Origin of the sequence: Clostridium merdae, from assembly GCF_900176635.1 — a bacterium.
In the GTDB taxonomy this organism is placed as follows: Bacteria; Bacillota; Clostridia; order Oscillospirales; family Acutalibacteraceae; genus Faecalispora; species Faecalispora merdae.
Genome location: NZ_FXLN01000004.1, coordinates 383,725 through 403,881, shown reverse-complemented (window position 1 = coordinate 403,881; position 20,157 = coordinate 383,725). Strand labels below are relative to the sequence as shown.

Annotated in this window: 18 protein-coding genes; 8 read left to right on the top strand and 10 right to left on the bottom strand. The window is 42.6% G+C overall.

Going from position 1 to position 20,157, the window contains the following annotated elements:
* Window positions 1–19: 19 nt before the first annotated feature.
* The 4 genes from CAN90_RS07305 to CAN90_RS07290 all read left to right on the top strand — a co-directional run bounded on the left by CAN90_RS07305 (window position 20) and on the right by CAN90_RS07290 (window position 2,855).
* The gene (locus tag CAN90_RS07305) at window positions 20–460 is read left to right on the top strand and encodes a hypothetical protein (RefSeq protein WP_085833184.1); all 441 of its coding nucleotides are present in this window, start codon (window positions 20–22) and stop codon (window positions 458–460) included.
* A 108-nt stretch (window positions 461–568) separates the two neighbouring features.
* Window positions 569–1,387, top strand: coding sequence for an amidohydrolase family protein (locus CAN90_RS07300; RefSeq protein ID WP_242953599.1), 819 nt, complete (start codon window positions 569–571; stop codon window positions 1,385–1,387).
* A 17-nt stretch (window positions 1,388–1,404) separates the two neighbouring features.
* Window positions 1,405–2,436 (top strand): UDP-glucose 4-epimerase GalE, encoded by a 1,032-nt coding sequence (gene galE / locus CAN90_RS07295; protein WP_085833183.1) that lies wholly within the window; start codon window positions 1,405–1,407, stop codon window positions 2,434–2,436.
* The gene (locus tag CAN90_RS07290) at window positions 2,433–2,855 is read left to right on the top strand and encodes a GNAT family N-acetyltransferase (protein WP_085833182.1); all 423 of its coding nucleotides are present in this window, start codon (window positions 2,433–2,435) and stop codon (window positions 2,853–2,855) included. The genes galE and CAN90_RS07290 overlap by 4 nt, the downstream gene beginning before the upstream one ends.
* Before the next feature lie 78 nt (window positions 2,856–2,933).
* Here CAN90_RS07290 and CAN90_RS07285 read toward each other — a convergent pair whose 3' ends face one another.
* The 5 genes from CAN90_RS07285 to CAN90_RS07265 form a co-directional block, all read right to left on the bottom strand.
* Entirely contained in the window at window positions 2,934–3,563 is a 630-nt protein-coding gene (locus CAN90_RS07285; RefSeq protein WP_085833181.1) for a DedA family protein, read from the bottom strand.
* A gap of 91 nt (window positions 3,564–3,654) precedes the next feature.
* Entirely contained in the window at window positions 3,655–4,917 is a 1,263-nt protein-coding gene (locus CAN90_RS07280) for an AI-2E family transporter (protein ID WP_085833180.1), read from the bottom strand.
* A gap of 325 nt (window positions 4,918–5,242) precedes the next feature.
* Window positions 5,243–6,574 (bottom strand): ABC transporter permease, encoded by a 1,332-nt coding sequence (locus tag CAN90_RS07275; RefSeq protein WP_085833179.1) that lies wholly within the window; start codon window positions 6,572–6,574, stop codon window positions 5,243–5,245.
* On the bottom strand, window positions 6,571–8,697 hold the full coding sequence (locus CAN90_RS07270; protein WP_085833178.1) for a COG1361 S-layer family protein: 2,127 nt from the start codon (window positions 8,695–8,697) through the stop codon (window positions 6,571–6,573). The genes CAN90_RS07275 and CAN90_RS07270 overlap by 4 nt, the downstream gene beginning before the upstream one ends.
* Window positions 8,694–9,449 (bottom strand): ABC transporter ATP-binding protein, encoded by a 756-nt coding sequence (locus CAN90_RS07265; RefSeq protein WP_085833177.1) that lies wholly within the window; start codon window positions 9,447–9,449, stop codon window positions 8,694–8,696. The genes CAN90_RS07270 and CAN90_RS07265 overlap by 4 nt, the downstream gene beginning before the upstream one ends.
* 353 nt (window positions 9,450–9,802) lie before the next feature.
* Here CAN90_RS07265 and CAN90_RS07260 point away from each other — a divergent pair, with 353 nt between their 5' ends.
* A complete protein-coding gene (locus CAN90_RS07260; protein ID WP_085833176.1) occupies window positions 9,803–10,399 on the top strand; it encodes a GNAT family N-acetyltransferase in 597 nt (198 codons plus the stop codon).
* On the opposite strand, the gene CAN90_RS07255 is transcribed toward CAN90_RS07260, so the two are convergent.
* Window positions 10,368–11,618: a transglutaminase domain-containing protein gene (locus CAN90_RS07255; protein ID WP_085833175.1), complete on the bottom strand. Its 1,251-nt coding sequence runs from the start codon at window positions 11,616–11,618 to the stop codon at window positions 10,368–10,370. The genes CAN90_RS07260 and CAN90_RS07255 overlap by 32 nt on opposite strands.
* Window positions 11,619–11,853: 235 nt before the next feature.
* Here CAN90_RS07255 and CAN90_RS07250 point away from each other — a divergent pair, with 235 nt between their 5' ends.
* A complete protein-coding gene (locus CAN90_RS07250; RefSeq protein ID WP_085833174.1) occupies window positions 11,854–12,567 on the top strand; it encodes a DUF554 domain-containing protein in 714 nt (237 codons plus the stop codon).
* 137 nt (window positions 12,568–12,704) lie between these two features.
* Here CAN90_RS07250 and CAN90_RS07245 read toward each other — a convergent pair whose 3' ends face one another.
* Entirely contained in the window at window positions 12,705–13,838 is a 1,134-nt protein-coding gene (locus CAN90_RS07245) for a GGDEF domain-containing protein (protein WP_085833173.1), read from the bottom strand.
* Between the two features lie 445 nt (window positions 13,839–14,283).
* Here CAN90_RS07245 and CAN90_RS07240 point away from each other — a divergent pair, with 445 nt between their 5' ends.
* Together CAN90_RS07240 and CAN90_RS07235 are read left to right on the top strand one after the other, a co-directional pair.
* Window positions 14,284–15,081 carry a type III pantothenate kinase gene (locus tag CAN90_RS07240; protein ID WP_278335052.1) on the top strand — a complete coding sequence of 266 codons (798 nt, stop codon included), beginning with the start codon at window positions 14,284–14,286 and terminating at the stop codon, window positions 15,079–15,081.
* A gap of 67 nt (window positions 15,082–15,148) precedes the next feature.
* Window positions 15,149–15,802, top strand: coding sequence for an ECF transporter S component (locus CAN90_RS07235; protein WP_085833171.1), 654 nt, complete (start codon window positions 15,149–15,151; stop codon window positions 15,800–15,802).
* 50 nt (window positions 15,803–15,852) lie between these two features.
* On the opposite strand, the gene CAN90_RS07230 is transcribed toward CAN90_RS07235, so the two are convergent.
* The 3 genes from CAN90_RS07230 to htpG form a co-directional block, all read right to left on the bottom strand.
* Complete coding sequence (locus CAN90_RS07230; protein ID WP_085833170.1) at window positions 15,853–16,173, bottom strand: DUF1540 domain-containing protein; 321 nt, start codon at window positions 16,171–16,173, stop codon at window positions 15,853–15,855.
* 91 nt (window positions 16,174–16,264) lie between these two features.
* Window positions 16,265–17,977: an adenine deaminase gene (ade, locus tag CAN90_RS07225; protein WP_085833169.1), complete on the bottom strand. Its 1,713-nt coding sequence runs from the start codon at window positions 17,975–17,977 to the stop codon at window positions 16,265–16,267.
* A 198-nt stretch (window positions 17,978–18,175) separates the two neighbouring features.
* Entirely contained in the window at window positions 18,176–20,059 is a 1,884-nt protein-coding gene (gene htpG, locus CAN90_RS07220; protein WP_143750842.1) for a molecular chaperone HtpG, read from the bottom strand.
* Window positions 20,060–20,157 lie beyond the last annotated feature (98 nt).

Genomic DNA, 20,157 nt, shown 5'->3' with positions numbered 1-20,157 from the left:
GCAAAGAATGGAGAACATCATGCTTACACAGGAATTTTTGGTCTGCCTGGAGCAAAAGAAAATCCTGATGGAACAAATCTTAAACGTAACCAAGCAGATGGAGGTTCAGTCATTAGAAGAATCCTTGGAGTTGGATGGTCTGCTCGAGCAGCGCGGCCTACTCATGCAGAGAGTGGATAAGTGCAACGTATTGATTCAATCTAAAATAGAGCTTTGTGCCCCAAACGAACAGGTGCGACTACGCAGTTTAATGGCTGCGCAGGTAGAAGAGGATTCTTGTTCTCCAGAAGAACAAAAGGCATTAACTTTGGTGAAAGATATTAATGTAATGTTTCGTCAGGCTGCGGCTTTAAACCGTTCTACACTGGATTTTTTGTTGGCACAGCGTGAGAATACAAAAAATCAGCTTGCTGAATTAAAACAGCAGGGTGAACAAAATACTCTGTTTACCTACCAGTAGCAAAAAAACAAGGCATAGCAATCACGCTGATTGCTATGCCTTGTTTTTCAAGAGAAAAGCGTGTAAAATAAAGGCAGTACTTACAGGAAAGGATTCCATATCCATATTATGATTTTCGATATGCACGTTCATATATTTCCAGATTTTCTTGCGAAAAAAGCTCTTTCTGGTATCGGTGAGACAAGCCATGTTTCTCCCGTTACAAAAGCGACTCTTTCTCATACTAGAGAGATGCTGCAAGCTTGGGGGATTTCTGGAGCTGCCGTCATGAACATTGCAACAAAGCCCGAACAGCAAACAAATGTGAACAACTGGGCTGCGCAGGTTCAAGACAGCTTTTTTTATAGTTTTGGTTCAGTACACCCTGACGCACCAGATGCTGTGGAAGAAGTTTGGCGTATTCACGGCCTTGGTCTTTACGGTGTAAAGCTACACCCAGAATACCAACGCTACTTTGTGGACGACCCCAAGGCTTACCCTATTTACGATGCAATACAGGAGTTAGGCATACCCGTCACCTTCCATGCTGGGTGGGACCCTGTATCCCCCAATTTGGTGCATACACCACCAAAAGCATTGGCGAAGGTAGCGCGTGATTTTCCACACATGAAAATCATCGCAGCGCACATGGGCGGTATGAGGCGCAGTGAAGAAGCGGAAGAATACTTAATCGGCCTTGAAAATGTTTATATTGACACCTCAATGTCGTATCTAATTGTAAAACCAGAACAAGCCAAAAAAATGATATTACGTCATGGTTCTGAAAGAGTGTTGTTCGCCAGCGATTGCCCTTGGAGCAACCCTCAGGAACAACTGCGTTATTTGGAGCACTTAAATCTTCCCCAATCAATTATTGAGGATATTTACTGGAACAATGCCCAATACTTACTAGGACTCAACGAAAAATCCGGAAAAAGCCCGGAATAAAAGCGGAGGATATTCCGATGAAAACTATTTTGGTAACCGGTGGTGCCGGATTTATCGGCAGCCACACCTGTGTAGAGCTTCTGCAAAACGGATATCGAATTTGTGTTGTAGATAATTTCTGTAACTCTTCCCCTGCCACACTGGATGCAATACACGAAATCACAGGCAAGTACTTTCCCTCTTACAACTGTGATTTGATTGACGAAAAAGCACTGGCTCAGGTTTTTCAGGAAGAGAAGATTGATGCGGTTATTCATTTTGCCGGCCTGAAAGCCGTTGGCGAAAGCGTGCAAAAGCCCACTTTATATTACCGGAATAATGTTACCGGTACTTTAAACCTATTAGAACAAATGGAGCAAAACGGTGTACGCAGGCTAGTCTTTAGCTCTTCAGCCACGGTTTACGGAGAGAATAATCCCATTCCTTATAAAGAGGACATGCCCACTGGGCAAACAACCAACCCCTACGGAACTACCAAAGCGATGATTGAACAGATTCTGAGAGACCTTTGCCAAAGCGATTCTCGCTGGAGCACCATGCTGCTGCGTTATTTTAATCCGATCGGGGCTCACCCAAGCGGCTTAATTGGCGAAGACCCAAATGGTATCCCCAATAATTTAATGCCTTATATTATGCGTGTAGCCCAAGGCACACTGCCTTATTTGAATATATTCGGTAATGACTACCCTACCAAAGATGGTACTGGTGTTCGTGATTACATTCATGTTTGCGATCTTGCAGTTGGTCATGTAAAAGCACTAAACGCATTATTCGCACAAGAAGGTGCGAGTGTTTATAATCTTGGCACGGGTCAGGGAAGTTCAGTATTAGAGGTTGTAAAAACATTTGAACAGGAATCTGGCGTGCCGGTTCCCTACCAGTTCGCCCCCCGCCGGGCTGGCGATTTACCGGAGTACTTTGCGGATGCAAGCAAGGCTATGCAAGAATTGGGCTGGCAGGCTCAGTTCACACTAGCTGATATGTGCCGCGATTCCTGGAATTTTATTAAAATGAAAAGCCCTTCAGAAAGAGAGCTGGTAGCGAAATGAATTTAATCATAGAAAAAGATTGTCAGAATATCGACTGGGAAGAGCTCGCAGAGGTTATTGAGGTCGCCGGCCTATCCCCTCACCCAGCTGAAAAGTTCCAAATTGCATTCAAAAACAGCTTTGCCGTTGTTTTTCTGCGGGATGGTCAACGCTTGATTGGCTGCGGACGTGCACTTTCTGACGCCGCTTTTCAGTCTGCCCTATACGACATTGCCCTGCTACCGGAATACCAAGGAAATGGCCTAGGCAAGCTTTTGCTGGAAGAGATTTCAAAGCAATTGCCAGAAAGCAATGTAATTTTATATGCCTCACCTGGAAAAGAAGCATTCTATGAGCGATTTGGCTTTGCTCGCCTAAAAACGGGTATGGGCAAATTTTTAAACCCAGAACGAATGCGTGAAAAAGCTATGTTAGAATAAAAAAGGCTCTGGTCTATAAACTACACCCCATTTGTTTTCAGTATCATACTGTCTAACAAATGGGGTGCAATTTTTATTTTAAACTTCTTCTTTATTTTTTTTAGCAATTCTTGTCTTATAAAACACAATTGCTCCAATTACAAATACGATAATTAATACGATAAGGGTTGCATGTGCGTATACATCTACATAATCTGCAATGCGCTCCCAAGACTCGCCAGCGAAAACTCCCAAATGTACCAAAACAGTATTCCAAAGAAATGTTCCTGCTGTAGTATACAGCAAAAAGACACCCATAGACATTTTGGTCATTCCAGCAGGGATGGAAATCAAACTACGAATGATAGGAACAAAACGGCATACAAAAACGGTTATTTTCCCCTTATTTGTAAACCACTGAGCAGCTCTCTCCACATCTTCCCGTTTAAAGTGCAAAATTTGCCCCAAACGACCGTCCAGCCAGCCTTCGATACGCTCTGGCGGAAAAAATCGGCCAACGCCATACAAAACCAAAGCGCCAATTACAGCGCCGATGGTGGCAGCAATGATAACTCCCCACACCTTCATTTCTGTATACGTGGTTAAAAACCCGCCGAAGGTGAGTATCACCTCTGATGGTATTGGAGGAAAAATGTTTTCTATTGCAATCAGCAGCATAATCCCAATATAGCCAAACTGATTCATCGTTTGAATAATCCACTCTTGCATTTACAAACTTGCCCCTTTCCCGTGCTCTTTATTTACACGCCTCCGATGATAGCAGAAATAAAAGAGGCAGACGTGACCAAACTGTAAATTTTTAGTCAATTTTGGTTTCTTCTGCGGATTCTTTGTCGGATTCCACCAGCTTGTCTGCTTTGGTTTCAGGCACTACGACAGGAGGCTTCCCCATAACCTCTTCCTCAGTAATTTCTCTTTCTTTTAGCTTTAGCTCGGTTTCTTGACGAAGCAGTGCGTAAAACACGGAGAATAACGGTACGCCAAGCAAAATGCCAATAATGCCAAACAGGTTACCGCAGAGTAAAATAGCAATCATTACCCAAAGGCCGGGTAACCCAATGGAATTGCCAACAACGCGTGGGTAAATAACGTTACCCTCAAATTGCTGGAGAAGCACTAAGAAAATGAGGAACCACAAGCTATAAATTGGGTTAATCATCAACAGGACAAAGGCGCCAATGGCACCGCCTAAATAAGCGCCTAAAATGGGAACCAGGCTTGTCATAGAAATGATTACACTAATCATAATGGCGTAGGGTAAACTCATTACCGTCATACCAAGGTAACATAAAGAACCAATTATAACCGCCTCTGTCATCTGCCCAGTAACAAAACCAGAAAAAGTACGGTTTGTAAGCACGCCTATCGCTACCAAGCGCTGTGCTTTCTCTTTGGGGAAAAACGCGTACAAAACTCTCCGAATATTTCGAATTAAGCGCTCTTTGCTAAATAAAATATAGATTGAGAAAATCACACTGAGTACAAACGAAATGATTCCAGATGCAATACTAATCGTAGCTGACACCAATGAGGTAGCTAAATCACTTACGGTTTGGGTTACCTTCTCCAGCGGTTTCGTCCAATCCACTTTTAAAAGGCTTTGGGTCTCTTTACTCCAATCGAATTCATTTGCCAATCCCGTCAACCATTGCGAAAACTGGTTGATATATGCGGGAAGATTCTCCGAAAAGAAGCTAAGAGAACTAATAAACTCTGGAACAATATAAATGATGAATAGCCAAACAACCAACGATAAAAAGGCAAACGCAAGTAAAATGCTTATGCCGCGGCGCATTTTAAGCCACTGCTTCCATCCCTTTTTATTGAGTGGTGCGAATAGTTTATTTTCTATAAAGCGAACCAGAACATTTACCACATAAGCAACGCCTATACCTACCAGTAATGGACCAAATAATGATAGAATGTAAGAAATGACGTTTGATACATTTTCAATATGGAATAGAACAAAAATCAGACCAACCGTAAATGAAATAAAAAAGATCAGCTTGCCGCGGATCATCTTCCACAGTTTATGGTCCGACAGGATTTCTTCCCAATTCATCCCTGCCGCACAACCTTTCCAAAATAAAGTAATTTTATTTCCATGCTAACGTAATTATAAGTAAAAGTCAACGAAAAGCATTTTATAAGATTCTTAATATTTAATCTGTTTTATAGCATAGCCCATTTCGTTCTAGTTATTTCTTCTTAATTACAGTAAAAGGTAAATTCGAGGGCACAAAAACAAGTAATACTCCGAAAACAGGAGTTTCAAAGGCATTTTTAAAGACCTCTATAAATTGGTTCAAAATAAATTAAGAGGTGCTTTTTAGATAAAAATCGCCCTGCCAAATTGGTAGGGCGATTTGCATATAGCCTTGAAAAGATTATTCCTGTCTAATTGCAGTAAGAGCGCTAATTTTCACCGCACGATTCGCTGGTGAAAAGCCTGAAATTAGACCAACCATTGTAGAGAACACAAGTGCCCCCAACGCCAGCCAAACCGGTATAATAGAAATTTGCGCTCCTGCGCCACCGATACCTAAAATCCCTTCGCCGTTTGACGCAAACGAATTGAGCAGAAAGGATAGTAGGTAGCTAATCCCTATTCCGGCAACGCCTCCAATAAATCCAATCATACCCGCTTCAATAAGGAACATGGTGCGAATGTTCCCAATCACGCAGCCAAGCACCTTCATTACTCCAATCTCGCGTGTACGCTCGTAGATAGACATGATCATGGTATTGGTGATACCCAACGCCGCAACTAAAAGTGAAATTGCACCCAAGCCACCCAAAATCATTTGAATGGTTCTGGTTTGCTTTTCAATGGATTCACGCATACTGTCCATACTATGCGGCTCAAACCCTAGCTCTTTAATGGCATTTTGTACTGTTTCAACCGATTTAATGTCCACAGCCTTTACCATTGCAGAGTTATACTGAAATTTTTTCGTTTTATCTACTTTAATATTATTAAGCTTATTGTACTGCTCCACCAAAGAGCGAGCAAACTTTACATCCATAAACACGTTATAGCTCGGGGAAGGGTCTTTGCTCCAATCCTGTGCCATTATGCCTATGCCTTTGAGCTTTATTGGCTTTACAGTCTTCTTGTTGTTTTCATCACTCTTCTGTAAAACCAGTTCGAGTTTATCCTCTAAGGGATTGACAAAAGGGTCTGGAATTTTACCATTGGAATCGGGTTCCGGGTAAATCATATTATTGCTTCTTTTTTTACTATTATAGAAATTATACAGAGCGTCTTTACCAAATAAAACGGTACCTTCCGCTACTGTGCCTTCCGGTAGTTTTCCTGCCTCCAATTCATAATTGTTCTCCGTAATATAATCCATATAAACACCAAGAACAGAACCACCGTAAATATATTTGCCGCTTTTAATTTGAAAGGCAGAGGAATCAACATCATAGATTGGTGTTAGTGTTTGCACTCCTGGTATTTTACGCATTTTATCCATCATTGCGTCATCCAAAGGCTCTCCATCGGGTTGTGGGTTATAATTTTCAACCTGAATTACCGTTAAATCTCCCATGCTCTGCATCATATCATCGGTTGTCTTTTTAATCCCTATACCAAAAGAAAGCATCACCACAATGGCGCAGGTGCCAATTACCACACCCGCAACGGTGAGCAGTGTCCGCACCTTACGCTTGAACAGGCTGCTCATGCTCATTGAAATCATATCTTTCCATTTCATGATGGATCCTCATTTTCGTTCTCATCCGAAAGCTCAGGGGTGTTCGGATGTACTTCGTCATAATCATCTTCCAAATCCAATAAAGACTGCTTCTTTGCAGCATTTTTGCGGCGAATGAGAATAAATGCCGCGGCTCCGCCGGCAAGCACTGCTGCAACAATCAGCCATCCCCAAATTGGCATGCCAGAGTGTTCTCCGTCCTCAGGCATACTGCTTTCTTCTTCCATTCCTCCGGGGCCAGCCGGTTTCCCCTGAATTACCTCGCAAGAAAACTCTTTTACAATTTCTCTGGTTTGCCCATTGGGGTCTTCATACGTTATTTTTGCCTTCCCCTCCAGCATGCCTTCTTCCAGTGGGGTTAACGCGGTATCATAATTATCAGAGGCGCCTGATTCCACATTTCCAATGTAAATATTTTTTTCCGGTGCCGTAAAGTTACCTTCCAAAACGACGGATAAATTATAAACCGTACTTTTTCCTTTATTTACATAGCTAATGGCAAGCTGCCCTTCTGCACCCAATTCAATCGGCCCTTGTATGTCCGTATTGGTAATTTCAAAGCGGTCCGGCTGGGTAAGCGGAATGGAAATGGTTTCCGTCGAAGTGATTTTTTCGTGCTTGGAGTCATTCGCAGACTCATATTCAAATTTCACATCGATACCATAGGATTTCGGCTTTGCATCCGCTTTGGGGTACAGTTCGATTGATTTATCAATGGCAGCGCCAGCACCTAGCTTTGAAATAAAAAACGTATTAGAGGAATTTGCCGGGGTAAAAATTCCCCCGGTATCTTCATCTGCGGTTGAAGTAACACTTATTTTTAAATTTTGAATCGCAGTGCTGGTGTTTGCATTTCGGAATCTCAGGGCAAGAGGAAAGGTCTTTCCTCCTGTAATGGAGGTACCGCCGAAACTGTAGTTTTCAATAATGATAATTGGCTTTCCACCATCTGAATCGCCGGTGCCGGTAACAGATACAAATACTTTTGTTGCTACAGCATCCTTTACTTCATCCGAGGTTAGGTTAACACCAACCGCATAGTTACCGGTTTCCATTTTAGAAGCAGCCTGCATTTGAAAAGACAAGGTTGCGCTTTCTCCGGGTGCCAAACTGGAAACGGATTTTCTGTCGAGCGAGCCAACTACTGTAAAGCTCTCTGTGGCAAGGCCGTCAAGAGCCGCATTAATGTTATGGTACGTTTGGCTACCGGTATTCTTAAGGACAAGGTCCATACGGAAGGAGCTGCCGGAGTACACCTTGGAGCGGTCTACCTTATAAGAATCGATTCGCACGCCGCCTTTGCCCTGTGCACTGTCTAACACCTGTATATAAGCAGTTACTTTATTGCCGTTAATATTAAGTGTAATGGGGTAAATACCTGCTGCAACAGACGAGTCTACCTTTAAAGGAAGATTCAGGTACTTTTTTTCACCTGATACAAAATTCATCGTGTAAACAGCACCGGCGGATGTAAGCATGATTTTTGCATCAGTCGGTACTGCTACCTCAATTTGTGCATCTTCCAGCGTATTACCGCTTATCAGCGGAATTCCAACGGTTGCGCCGCTTCCGGACACGATGGTCGGCGTAGAGCTATTTTCGTCTACACGCACGGTATTATCTGCAGAGCCTTCGCCTGCAATTAGTGTTTTACGAATACTGATTTTATTCTTGGTAGAAATTTCAGTTCCTTTAGAAGCATCGGTGCTTGTGTAATATGTAATCGAAAATTGAAGAACACCTGGACCCGGACCGGAATATGTTAGGTAGTTTTCGGGGATATAAAGTGAATAGTAACGTCCTTTATCATCTTCATCATCTTTGAAAGTAAAATCAGATATGACGTATTCATTTTTCTTTACACGAATGGCTCCGTTTGGGCTGGTTACCTTAATTTTTACGCTATTAATCGTTTTTGGAAAATCAGAATCATCTTGCCGAAAAACGACTTTAGTTTCAAAAGAATTCCCCTTTTGTACGGTAATCGGTAATATGCTAGCTGATGATATTTCAGGTTCCTTCACAGTAGGTTCTTCAGCAGATACCATGACAGGAAACATCTGTAACAGCAAAATCGCTGTAAGTACAAACGCCGCCAAAGAGCGCATTTTATGTAATCTCATTCCGTTTTTCCTCCTGTTACGGTTGTAAGCTCCTGTGTTTTATTGGAATCGTGGGCGGGAAAAACAGAGTCATTCATACAATCCGACAGCACATTTCCGTCCACAATTGTAATAATACGATCTGCATAGCGGGCAATATCTTGATCATGGGTTACTAAAATAAGAGTTTCTTCATATTCCCTTGCCATCCCCACCATTATCTCCATTACTTCCTTGGTTGTTTTGGTATCCAGGTTACCCGTTGGTTCATCCGCAAACACAATTTTAGGGTGAGCCACAAAGGCGCGTGCAATACCCACACGCTGCTGCTGGCCACCACTCATCTGTGTAGGCCGGTGCATGAGCCGGTTCCCTAAATGAACAGCATGCAGCATTTTTATTGCCTCTTTATTCCGCTGTATTTTTCCTTGGCCACGGAACATAAGCGGCATTGCCACATTTTCTATTGCGCTGAGTGTTGGCATCAAATTATAAGACTGAAAAACAAAACCGACATTTTTCTGCCGAAACAGTGCCAAATCTCTTTCATTTAGAGCTGTTACTTCTACGTCATCTATCACAACCCGGCCTTTGGATGGTTTTTCAAGCCCCGCCATAATGTTGAGCAAGGTAGATTTTCCAGAACCGGAGGTTCCCAGTATGCAGCATATTTCTCCAGATTCAACCGCTAAATTGATGCGGTTTAATGCAACAATTTTCTCTTGGTCAACCCGGTATACCTTGCGCAGGTCCTCCACACGAATCAGACCCATGTTAACCTCCTTTAACCGTATTCTTTAGAGATATTATACCAATATACTCCAAATATTATTTTCTATAAAAGAATTAAAACTTTACAGTTGAGATGACAAAATAAATACAATTTTGAAATAAATCCTAGAAAAAAGACACTATATTTTCCAAACCATCTTTAATTTTATCATAAAAACAAAAGCACCATTTCTATGCGCAATCGTTTAAGAATTTCTTAAATTGTTCTTTATAACCAAAAATTATCTTGTTTTTTTCAACAAGAAAATATATACTTGTAAAAATTAATCATTTCAGAACTTAAATAAAAAACAAGAAACAAAACACATAGTATCATAACAAAGGAGAGAAGAAAATGGCTTTAAGATTTGCTACACCAGAAGATGCTCCACGCATACTTGCGATTTATGCACCTTACATTTTAAATACCTGCATTACCTATGAATACACCGTTCCTACCTTAGAAGAATTTGAGGAGCGGATTCGTAACATCAGTAAAAAAATGCCGTACCTCGTTTACGAACAGGAGGACGGAACTATTTTAGGGTACGCATATGCCGCACCCCACATGACGCGAGCCGCCTACCAATGGGACGCTGAGCTTTCTATTTATATGAATGAGCAGAATCACCGCAGTGGAGTAGGTACCATTTTGTATAAAGCGTTAATTGCTCTGCTCAAGGAGCAAGGCTATATCAACCTTTATGCTCTCATATCTGTTCCAAACGAACCCAGTGTTGGCTTTCACCGTTCCCTTGGCTTTGAGCAAGTAGGCATCTACCCCCATACGGGATATAAATTGGGCAGGTGGAACGATATTGCGATACTGGAATACTGCACGCAGCCTGAGCTGGGCCATCCCGTTCCTACAAAATCCATTCACGACCTGCCCCAAAAACGGATTAATGAAATATTTACAGCTACGCAGCGAGTGCCGCAGACTGTACGGTAACGGGAACGGTTTGAATCCCGCCGTCACTCGTAGTTAGTAAAAGGGTTACATTACCCACCCCGTGATAGACCACGCGGTACTTTATACCGCGCGGGTCTTTTGCGTTAATTACCTGTACCGAAGCTACCGCTGGGTTTGAGCTAGTAAGCGTTACTTGTGTGCCAGACTGATATGGGCTAGCGATGAATTCTGAATAAGTGCCTGCCTTACCGGTTAAGGCAGAAACATCCATTTTAGCGCCCCTTGCAACAGCAATTTTAAGCGTACGATACTCTGACCAATCAGTCATGGAATCAAACTGGCTGTTTACAGCCACATATCCAGCAGAATCCCACGAGTGGTGCTGGTTCACCCCCCCAGAAATGGCTGTGTCGCTCTTGAGCAGCGCGTAGGTTTGCACAACTCCCGGCTGGTCAGGAACAGGGTCATCCCAGGTAGCATCAATATGGTACCATTCTCCCTCGTACCGCACCATGTTCCAAGCATGGTTCATGGCTGTGCTTTGAACTACAATTCCGGGGATTTGCAGCTTTTGCATAAGTAGCTGAAAAGCAGCGGAATACCCCTGGCAAACAGCCTTTTTACTTATCAACGCTCCGTATGCCGTAAAGGAATCATGCGGGGCGTTATTTGTTTCTACACGGGTGTCGTAAGAGCAGTTTAGCACCAGATAATCGTGTATTGCGACTATTTTCTGTAACTGTGTCATTTCAGGCGTGATGGTGGAAGAAATCACGGCCTGGGCAGCTTGTTCAATCTGAGCCGTTTTCGCCGCTACTTCTTTTTGAGTAACATTGTATTTGGGCCAAAGGCCATACACTATATCTTGCTCATCCACAGTGTATTCGTAAGAAATAACACTTGAGATTTGGGGGTAGTTTGTAAAAGTAGTGTAATTCAAAATTCTTAATAATTGGTCTTTGGTAATTCGGTACTTTCTCAAATCGAGCACACTTGTTCCATTCATAAGTGCATTCGAAATGACTGCCTCTGCCTCTTTCGCATTGGGCTCCATTGCTAAAAGCGACATGGTAGCAGTAGCTGGCTGATTTTGCTGCGCTGTAGTCTCTAAATATTGGGAAACCATCACTGTTTCGGTATGTAAAGCTGCAGCCTCCTGCGCCCCTGCAACAACAGCGGCCATACTTCCCATCATAGAAAGAGAAAGTAGCAGGCTAAAAACTCTCTTTTTCCAGTTTGCCTTAAAAAATGCATTCATTCGATAAAACACGCCCTTCCATGATTAATATCCATATTTTAACAGAGATTCAATTTATGTAAAGTCCTAATTTATGAATTTTCTGATATTCCATATACTTTCTTTCATATGGTTCTTTCATCAAATTAAAATGACTCTTTCTTGCAGAATTTACCTAATAGATGTTATAATGACTTCACCTCTTAAATAAAGAGCTATTTTCGTTATATATCTATTTGCAGAAAGGGTGCCTTACATGCTCGGTACTATTGTTAACACGGTCGCAATCCTAGTAGGTGGGGCCCTTGGTCTGTTGTTTCAAAAACGTCTCAATTCTAACTTGGAGGAAAGCCTTTACAAGGTATTGGGTGTTGCTATTTTTATTTTAGGGCTCAATGGCGTAATTCACTCAATGTTCACGGTGCAAAATGACCGTATTACAAGTGGCGGTGAGCTGCTTCTTGTCATCAGTTTGGTTGTGGGAACTGTGGTTGGTGAGCTACTGCGTATTGAAAACCGACTGGAAAAATTAAGCCAGAAGGTGGAGCAAAAAATGCAGCTTTCCGGTTTTTCCAGCGGATTTGTTGCCGCTTCCATCCTATATTGTGTTGGTGCAATGGCAATTGTTGGTGCTATTAATGACGGTCTGCGTGGTGACAGCAGCACCTTGCTGGTAAAAAGCATTCTAGATGGAGTCAGTGCCGTTGTCATGGCTTCCACCCTAGGGGTAGGCGTCATTTTTAGTGCAGTTCCCGTTTTGTTATATCAAGGTTCACTCTCCCTCTTATCTGGCTGGATAGGACCCGCTATGACCGACGAGCTTTTAAACCAAATATGTATGGTCGGCTACGCGATTGTAATGTGCATTGGCATAAACTTTTGGGGAATTACAAAAATCAAAACAGCGAACCTTCTTCCTTCCATTTTGGTTCCAGTTTTTTATTATGGCGTTACCCATTTTTCTTTCTAATTATCATTTAAGCTTTGCTTGCTCATAAATAAGCACCTTTGATTTTGATGTGCTTATTATTACAATCTACCTCGACCGCTCTTTTGTACATCATATAGAAAAACCGGCGCTACACAGCGCCGGTTTCTTTTCTTTTATTATACTCTAGACGGTACCGCTGATTCACCCTGCAATTGAGCCGTTACTGTTTGGTTCTTTCCTTTCCGCTTTGCTTCATAAAGTGCTGCATCCGCACGATTAAAAAGCGTACTGCTCTCTTCCCCAGGGTTGTACTGCGCTATGCCACCACTAAAGGTAACATGAATCATCCCTACGCAAGAAAGTCGGCTATCCGAAAAATGGCGCCGAAGCTGCTCGATTCGTTCAAAGGCTTGCTCACAAGTCATCCCTTTAAATATAATACCGAATTCCTCACCGCCATAGCGTGCTACAAACTCTGTTTTTGGGGAAAAGACCATTCCCATTAAATCGGAAAGGCCTTCTAGTACCTGATTACCAGCGGAATGGCCGTAGGTATCGTTAATGGCTTTAAAATTATCAATATCTAAAATAGCCATTGAGAACACTTCATTTTGGTGTACCGAAAACTCAACGCTTTCTTTGAGCTTATTAAAAAACGTATGCTGATTATATAAATTAGTAAGCGGGTCCATTTTTACTTTTCGGTTCAATACCAATTGCGCCTGATAGCTGGAGATAAGGTCCGCTTTTCTCTCTTCTATATAAGTAATAATAATGCTTGACAGCATACAGGCAACCAAAACCATAAAAAAAACTACTACAATATTCCGAATTATAAAAGAATTGCCCTTTAATAAGGAATAGGTATGCACCGCACAAACACCCATAATGGCAATACTAATTGCACAAATTACATACATTTTTTTTCTGTCTACAAATATTGCAGATAATACAATTGGCATAACAAAAACAGCCAATGCGCTAATTAACGTATAATGAACCCAAACGGTTACAGTACATAGTAGTATTGTTGTAGCAATCATGCAATCGTTTTTATATGTATCTGGCACTGTGCTTTTGGTCTGAAACAGAAAATTAAGTAGAAGGCAACTATAATTGATTAGGGATGGATAAAAAATGCGTGTGCGAACATAGGCACCACTCTCTTTAGAAGTTAAATCTCCCGAATTCATTAAATAAAAATAATAAGAAACTTCTAATAAAGTGACAGCGATGGCCATAAATAAAAGAACACAGTTGATTTGTTTTCTCCATTTTGCGAGGTTCATGTCCGGCATTTTAATCCGCAACGTCAATCACTTCTCAGTCAATTTTTCAAACATTATATCATATGAACTGCAATAAGAATAGGTATTTATGTCATTTTTTGTATTTACTTTAACATTTATTGTCTAACAAAAATTTCTAAATTAGACATTTTATGGTTTATATTTCTTTTAATTATTATTTTTTCGCTCTATAAACACGATTTGCTTACAGCTAATTCGACAAAACATTCTGCAAATTATTGACGTTTCATTAAAAGATTATAGTTAGAGTATAAATGTTGCTGCTTTTAACTAAAAATAGAATGAATTCTGCAAAATGGAATTGCGAGCAATAGAATCATTCAAAATTGCTGTAAAAATAGGACACCCGTCATTTTTGAATCATTATGGATTATTTAACCATCCCTTGCGGCAAACAGATCATTGTGCTATACTATTTGTGTTTTGAGGAAGGGAGGAAACGGTTATTTTATTAACGGTTGACATTGGCAATTCGCACATTACGCTTGGTGGTTTTGAGCAGGAATCTCTTGTTTTTGTAGCGAATTTATTAACCTCCCCTTACCGAACGGAAGACCAATATGCTGTTGAGCTGCTGCAAATTATGAATTTGTACCATGCAGAGCCAAAAGAAATCAACGGGATTATTATTTCCTCTGTTGTACCGGAGGTATCTGCCCCTATTCAGCGAGCCTTTCAGCATATTTGTGAGGTTCCACCTTTGGTATTGGGGCCGGGCGTTAAAACAGGGCTGAATATTTTAATTGAAAATCCGGCGCAGCTTGGTTCCGACATGGTGGCCAATGCAGTGGCGGCTGTTTCAAAGCACCCTCTGCCCTGTGTTATATTTGATATGGGCACTGCTATTACCGTTAGCTTTTTAGATAAGAAGGGGAACTTTTTAGGCGGTATGATTTGTGCGGGTGTGAATATTATGCTGCATGCACTTACAACCCAAACTGCACTTCTTCCTCATATCAGCTTAGAAAATCCGGAGCACTTTATTGGCAAAAACACAGTGCAGTCTATGCAATCCGGCATGCTTTATGGCACAGCCGCGATGCTCGACGGCCTTGCTTCCCGCTTTGCAACGGAGCTGCATGAGCCACCAACCTTAATTGCTACCGGCGGCATGGCGCAACTGGTTACTCAAAACTGTGTGCACCCTTTTATAGTGGACGAGCACCTTATGCTGGAAGGGCTTCGACTCATTTATGAAAAGAACCGTAAAACGCCCAAACCACCTCGGTCAAAACAGGGGTAACCCTGTACTTGATAAATCTTAGTGTTGCGCTGCATCCATGTATTGGAGCAGCAGCAAGGAGGAAAACATGAAAGCGAACAAACGAATTTTATTTTTAGCGCAATTCTCTATGCTTCTCGCAATCCAGATGATTGTATGCTTTACCCCTCTCGGTTCCATTCCTATCGGCCCTATGGTAGCCACTTTAGCAGGTGTACCGGTTATTATTACCGCCATCATGCTCGGCACTAAGGCTGGTGCGCTGATGGGCTTTTTCACTGGTCTGTTCAGCTTTTTAGTAATGACATTTACGCCGCCGTCCCCTGTTGCATTCGTATTTACACCCTTTTACAGCATTGGCGAAGCCAAAGGCAACCTATGGAGCCTTGTCATTTGCTTTGTACCTCGCATCTTAATTGGTGTAGTTGCCGGTGTTGTGTTCCAGTCTTTGAGCAAAGCGCTCAAAGGTAAGAAAAGCGCCAAGGTGATTCCCTATGCAATTAGCGGTATATTAGGAAGCATGACAGCTACTATTTTAGTGTTAGGCGGTATCTATGTTTTCTTTGGACAAGCGTATGCTGCGACTCTTGGGATGAGCTACGAGCTATTGCTGGGAGCACTCGGTATTACCATTGCCACGAACGGCCTTTTGGAAGCCGCCATTTGCGCCATAGCAGCTACCGCGGTATGCTACCCCTTGCGCAGATACAGCACAGCTGTACTGGCTGCTGAACCAACATAACTTAAAATAATAACAGCCCCGTTCGGTTAACCGAACGGGGCTTCTTGTATTTAGGACTGATGAAAAGTTAAACAGCTCGTTTCTCCCTTTTCTTCCGCACCGCTACCACTGATACAAACATTGCTTGCCGCACAGCTTCCGCCCGCATTATACGTACAATTCTCAGCGGAACAGTCGATTGGCAGGGTTTCATTCGGAATCGAGCTGCCAACTGCATTCGAGAACGCTGCCGTCTGCTGTGAAACATAGGAAGAACAGCAGGTTTGCTCGCTGTGAAAAGCCATCGCTCCCGATACCTGAATATTGGGAAGGCAGCAAAAGTTTGCTGAATAATTTGCACAGGAATTAACGTGACATTCCAATTTCGCCATAGCGCAACACCTCATTTAAATTGATGCTGCTAGTATTTGCTGGAATAAAGAGGTTATTCGCCACAGTAAAATAGAAAGCCATTTTGTATTATTAAGAAACCGAGTCTCTTCCTGTTAAAAATTGATTTTCAAGCACACTGAAAATGCCGGTGTCCGTCAGGCGAATCTCAGGTATCACACATAAGGATAAAAACGAAAGATTTTGAAATGGGTCAATATTCCCGGGAACGCCCATATTCCGGCAAAGCTGAACCATTTCTTCCTGCACCTGCGCCACATTTACTTCGGCCTGCTCCGTAAATAGACCTGCCACCGTAAGCGGCAGTGTTTGCAGCACGTTGCCGCCAGAGCAAACGGAATAACCACCTTGGCAATCACGAAGAGCGGCAATTGCGCAAAGAATATCTTCATCATTGTCGCCAATTACAATTAGATTATGTGAATCGTGAGCAATGGTGGATGCAATCGCCCCGTTTTTAAGGCCAAAGCCTTTTACAACTCCTAGTCCTAGCTGACCCGAGCCACTGTGGCGCTGAACCACTACTGCCTTAAGCAAATCCTCTTGCGGCTCAAATAATCCATTTTGGCCGGGTATATCAAGGTATTCAAGGCGCGTTAAAATCTCACCCGGTACGAGCGAAATCACCGGATAATGATTTTGAACCGGAATTGCAAGCTGTTCTTTTGCGATTACAGGAACATGCACACTGTGTGTAAGCTCCTGCTCTGCCATCGGCAGCGGGATTTCCGCAATCTTTTCAGCGGCGGGAACACCATCCTTATACACCTCAACAATTCGGAATTCCTCTAAATTGTCCAACACAATTAAATCTGCTCGGTATCCTGCACCAATTGCACCTATATCATGCAAGCCATAAAGGCGGGCAGGCTGTATGGTTGCGCAGCAGATTGCGGTAATAGAGTCGAGCCCCAGGCCGATTGACTTACGTATATTATTATCAATGTGTCCTTGTCGTTCCACATCATCTAAATGAAGGTCATCCGCGCAGAATAGAAAGCGGTCAAACGGAAGGCCATCCTTTAATGCGCCTCCCACAATTGCTTCTAGATTCCGCGCGGCGGAGCCTTCTCGTACCTGAACGAAAAAGCCTGCCTGCACCCGCTCCAATGCTTCTTCGTACGTTGCGCACTCATGGTCCGTTTGAACACCAGCCAACCGGTAAGCCTGAAGTCGTTTGCCGGAAACCAAAGGAGCATGTCCATCAATTACACCGTGCCGCATCAGCTTTATTTTCTCAAATAAGTCTTCTTTTCCATTTAGAACACCGGGGCAGTCCATGACTTCACCCAGCCCAAGCACACGAGGGTGACGGCTAAGGCGCTCCATTTGAGCGGCATCGTAAACAGCGCCGTTATGCTCTAGGCTGTTAATAGGAACGCAGGAGGGCAACATAAAGTAAATATTAATTGGTGCATTTTCACTGGCACGGAGCATATATTCCATGCCACGCTCACCCGCCACATTTACAATTTCGTGCGGGTCTGCAAAAACAGTGGTTGTGCCGTGCGGCAATACCTGCCGGGAGAACAACGCAGGAGAAGTCATGGAAGACTCGATATGTACATGTGAATCAATAAAACCTGGGCAAACATAGCGCCCTGTAAGATTTATTTCTCGCTTTCCTTGGTACTCCCCTACTCCTACAATGATACCATCCTGAATTGCAATATCGGCGGTTCGAATGCGCCTTGAAAACACATCCACCACATTTGCATTTTTGAGTACTAGCTCGGGCAATTCATCACCTAAAGCATAAAAAATCCACTCTTTCTTCCATTCCATACCAGCCTGCCTCCTCCATATACTCCTTGCTATGCCCGATTGGACTCTCGCATTTAAAATATTCCTTCCCCTGCATCAGCAAGGGAAGGAATTTATAATTTATAATAATATCACTTTTTAGATTATACTACCGCTTTAGCACATGATAGCATAGACAAACAGCTTTGACAAGCTGATTTTTCACACGAGGACTTTCCGTTATTCACTCATGAGCTCACAAATTTGGTTGGAGAACGCTACGGGGTCTTCTATGCCAATGCCTTCAATCAGCAATGCCTGTGTATACAGAAGCTGGGCATACTGGGTGAGCTTTTCTTGATTGCTGCGAAATAGCTTTTGCAACACAGTAAACACCGGGTGCGTTGCATTTAGTTCTAGCACACGCTGTGCCTGTACCTTTTCGGCATTTGGCATCGCGTTGAGAACCTTTTCCATTTCGAGTGAAATAGCGCCCTCGCTGGAGAGGCAAACCGGATGAGACTTCAGCCGCTGCGAAACAACAACCGACTTTACCTTGCCATCCAGTGCTTTTTGTAGAAATTCGAGCAAGTCTTTATATTCTTCTTTCTTTTGCTCGGCTTCCTTTTTTTCTTCTTCCGATTCAAGACCTAAATCATCAGAAGAAATATTTTTAAATTCATGGCCGTCATATCCATTTAAAATACGAAGCGCAAACTCATCCACTTGATCTGTCAAATACAGCATTTCAAGGCCTTTTTCACGCAGCAGTTCTGTTTGCGGGAGCTGTTCAATGCGAGCAACGCTTTCGCCACTGACGAAATAAATATCCTTTTGGTCTTCCTTCATCCGGCTAACATACTCTTTCAGCGTTACCAGCTTTTTCTCACTCGAGGAGTAGAAGAGTAATAAATCCTGCAATAGCTCTTTATGCTGACCATAATCGGAATAAACACCATACTTTAACTGCAAACCAAAGCTTGCGAAGAAAGCTTCATATTCCTCACGGCGATTATTAAGCATCAATTCCAGTTCAGATTTAATCTTCTTTTCAAGGCGAGACTCAATCAACTTAAGCTGGCGGTCATGCTGAAGCATTTCACGGGAAATGTTGAGTGATAAATCCTGTGAATCGACAAGGCCACGTACAAAACTGAAATAATCCGGCAGTAAGTCTGCGCACTTTTCCATAATCATAACGCCATTGGAATACAATTGAAGACCCTTTTCAAACTCTTTGGTGTAGTAATCGTAAGGAGCCTTGGCGGGAATATATAAAAGCGCATTGTACGTTGCGCTTCCCTCTGCGCTGGTGTGAATAATGTGAAGCGGAGCTTCATAATCGAAGAACTTATCACGGTAAAACTGCTCATATTCTTCTTTGGTAATCTCATTTTTATTCTTACGCCAAAGAGGAACCATGCTATTTAATGTTTCGTCCTCAAGGTAGGTCTCCGTCTCGTTTTCAGAGCCTTCCTTTGGGCGGTGCTTTTCAACTTGCATGTGAATGGGGTAGCGAATATAATCGGAGTATTTTTTTACAATAGCACGAATGCGGTACTGCTCCAAATACTCGTCAAAGCTTTCTTCCTCAGAAGATGGCTTTATATTTAAAACTATTTTCGTGCCATGCTCTTCTTTATCGCAAGGCTCTACGGTGTAACCCTCTACGCCCTTCGACTGCCAGCGCCAAGCCTCTTCACTGCCATAGGCACGGCTGTATACGGTTACGCAGTCACTTACCATAAACGCAGAATAAAAGCCCACACCGAACTGGCCAATAATCTCTACGTCATCCTTTTGCTCCATTGTTTGCTTAAAGTTAAGAGAGCCGCTTTTCGCAATGACGCCCAGGTTATTTTCCAGCTCTTCCTTTGTCATACCGCAGCCATTATCCTCAATGGTAAGGGTACGCGCAGCCTTATCTGGCGTAATCCGAATGCTAAAATCATCCCTGTTAAGCCCTGTATCACCATCCTGCAAAGTTCTGTAATACAGCTTGTCCATTGCATCACTGGAGTTTGACAAAAGCTCACGCAAAAAGATTTCGTGGTGGGTATAAATGGAATGAATCATCAATTCCAGCAATCGTTTCGATTCTGCTTTAAATTGCTTCATATCGATTATCCTTTCGTACGAAAATAAGTATTGTAAACTGAGTGAACACAATAACGGAAAGTCAGTTATTCCCCTCAAGAAAAGGGAAATAACTGCTATCATTC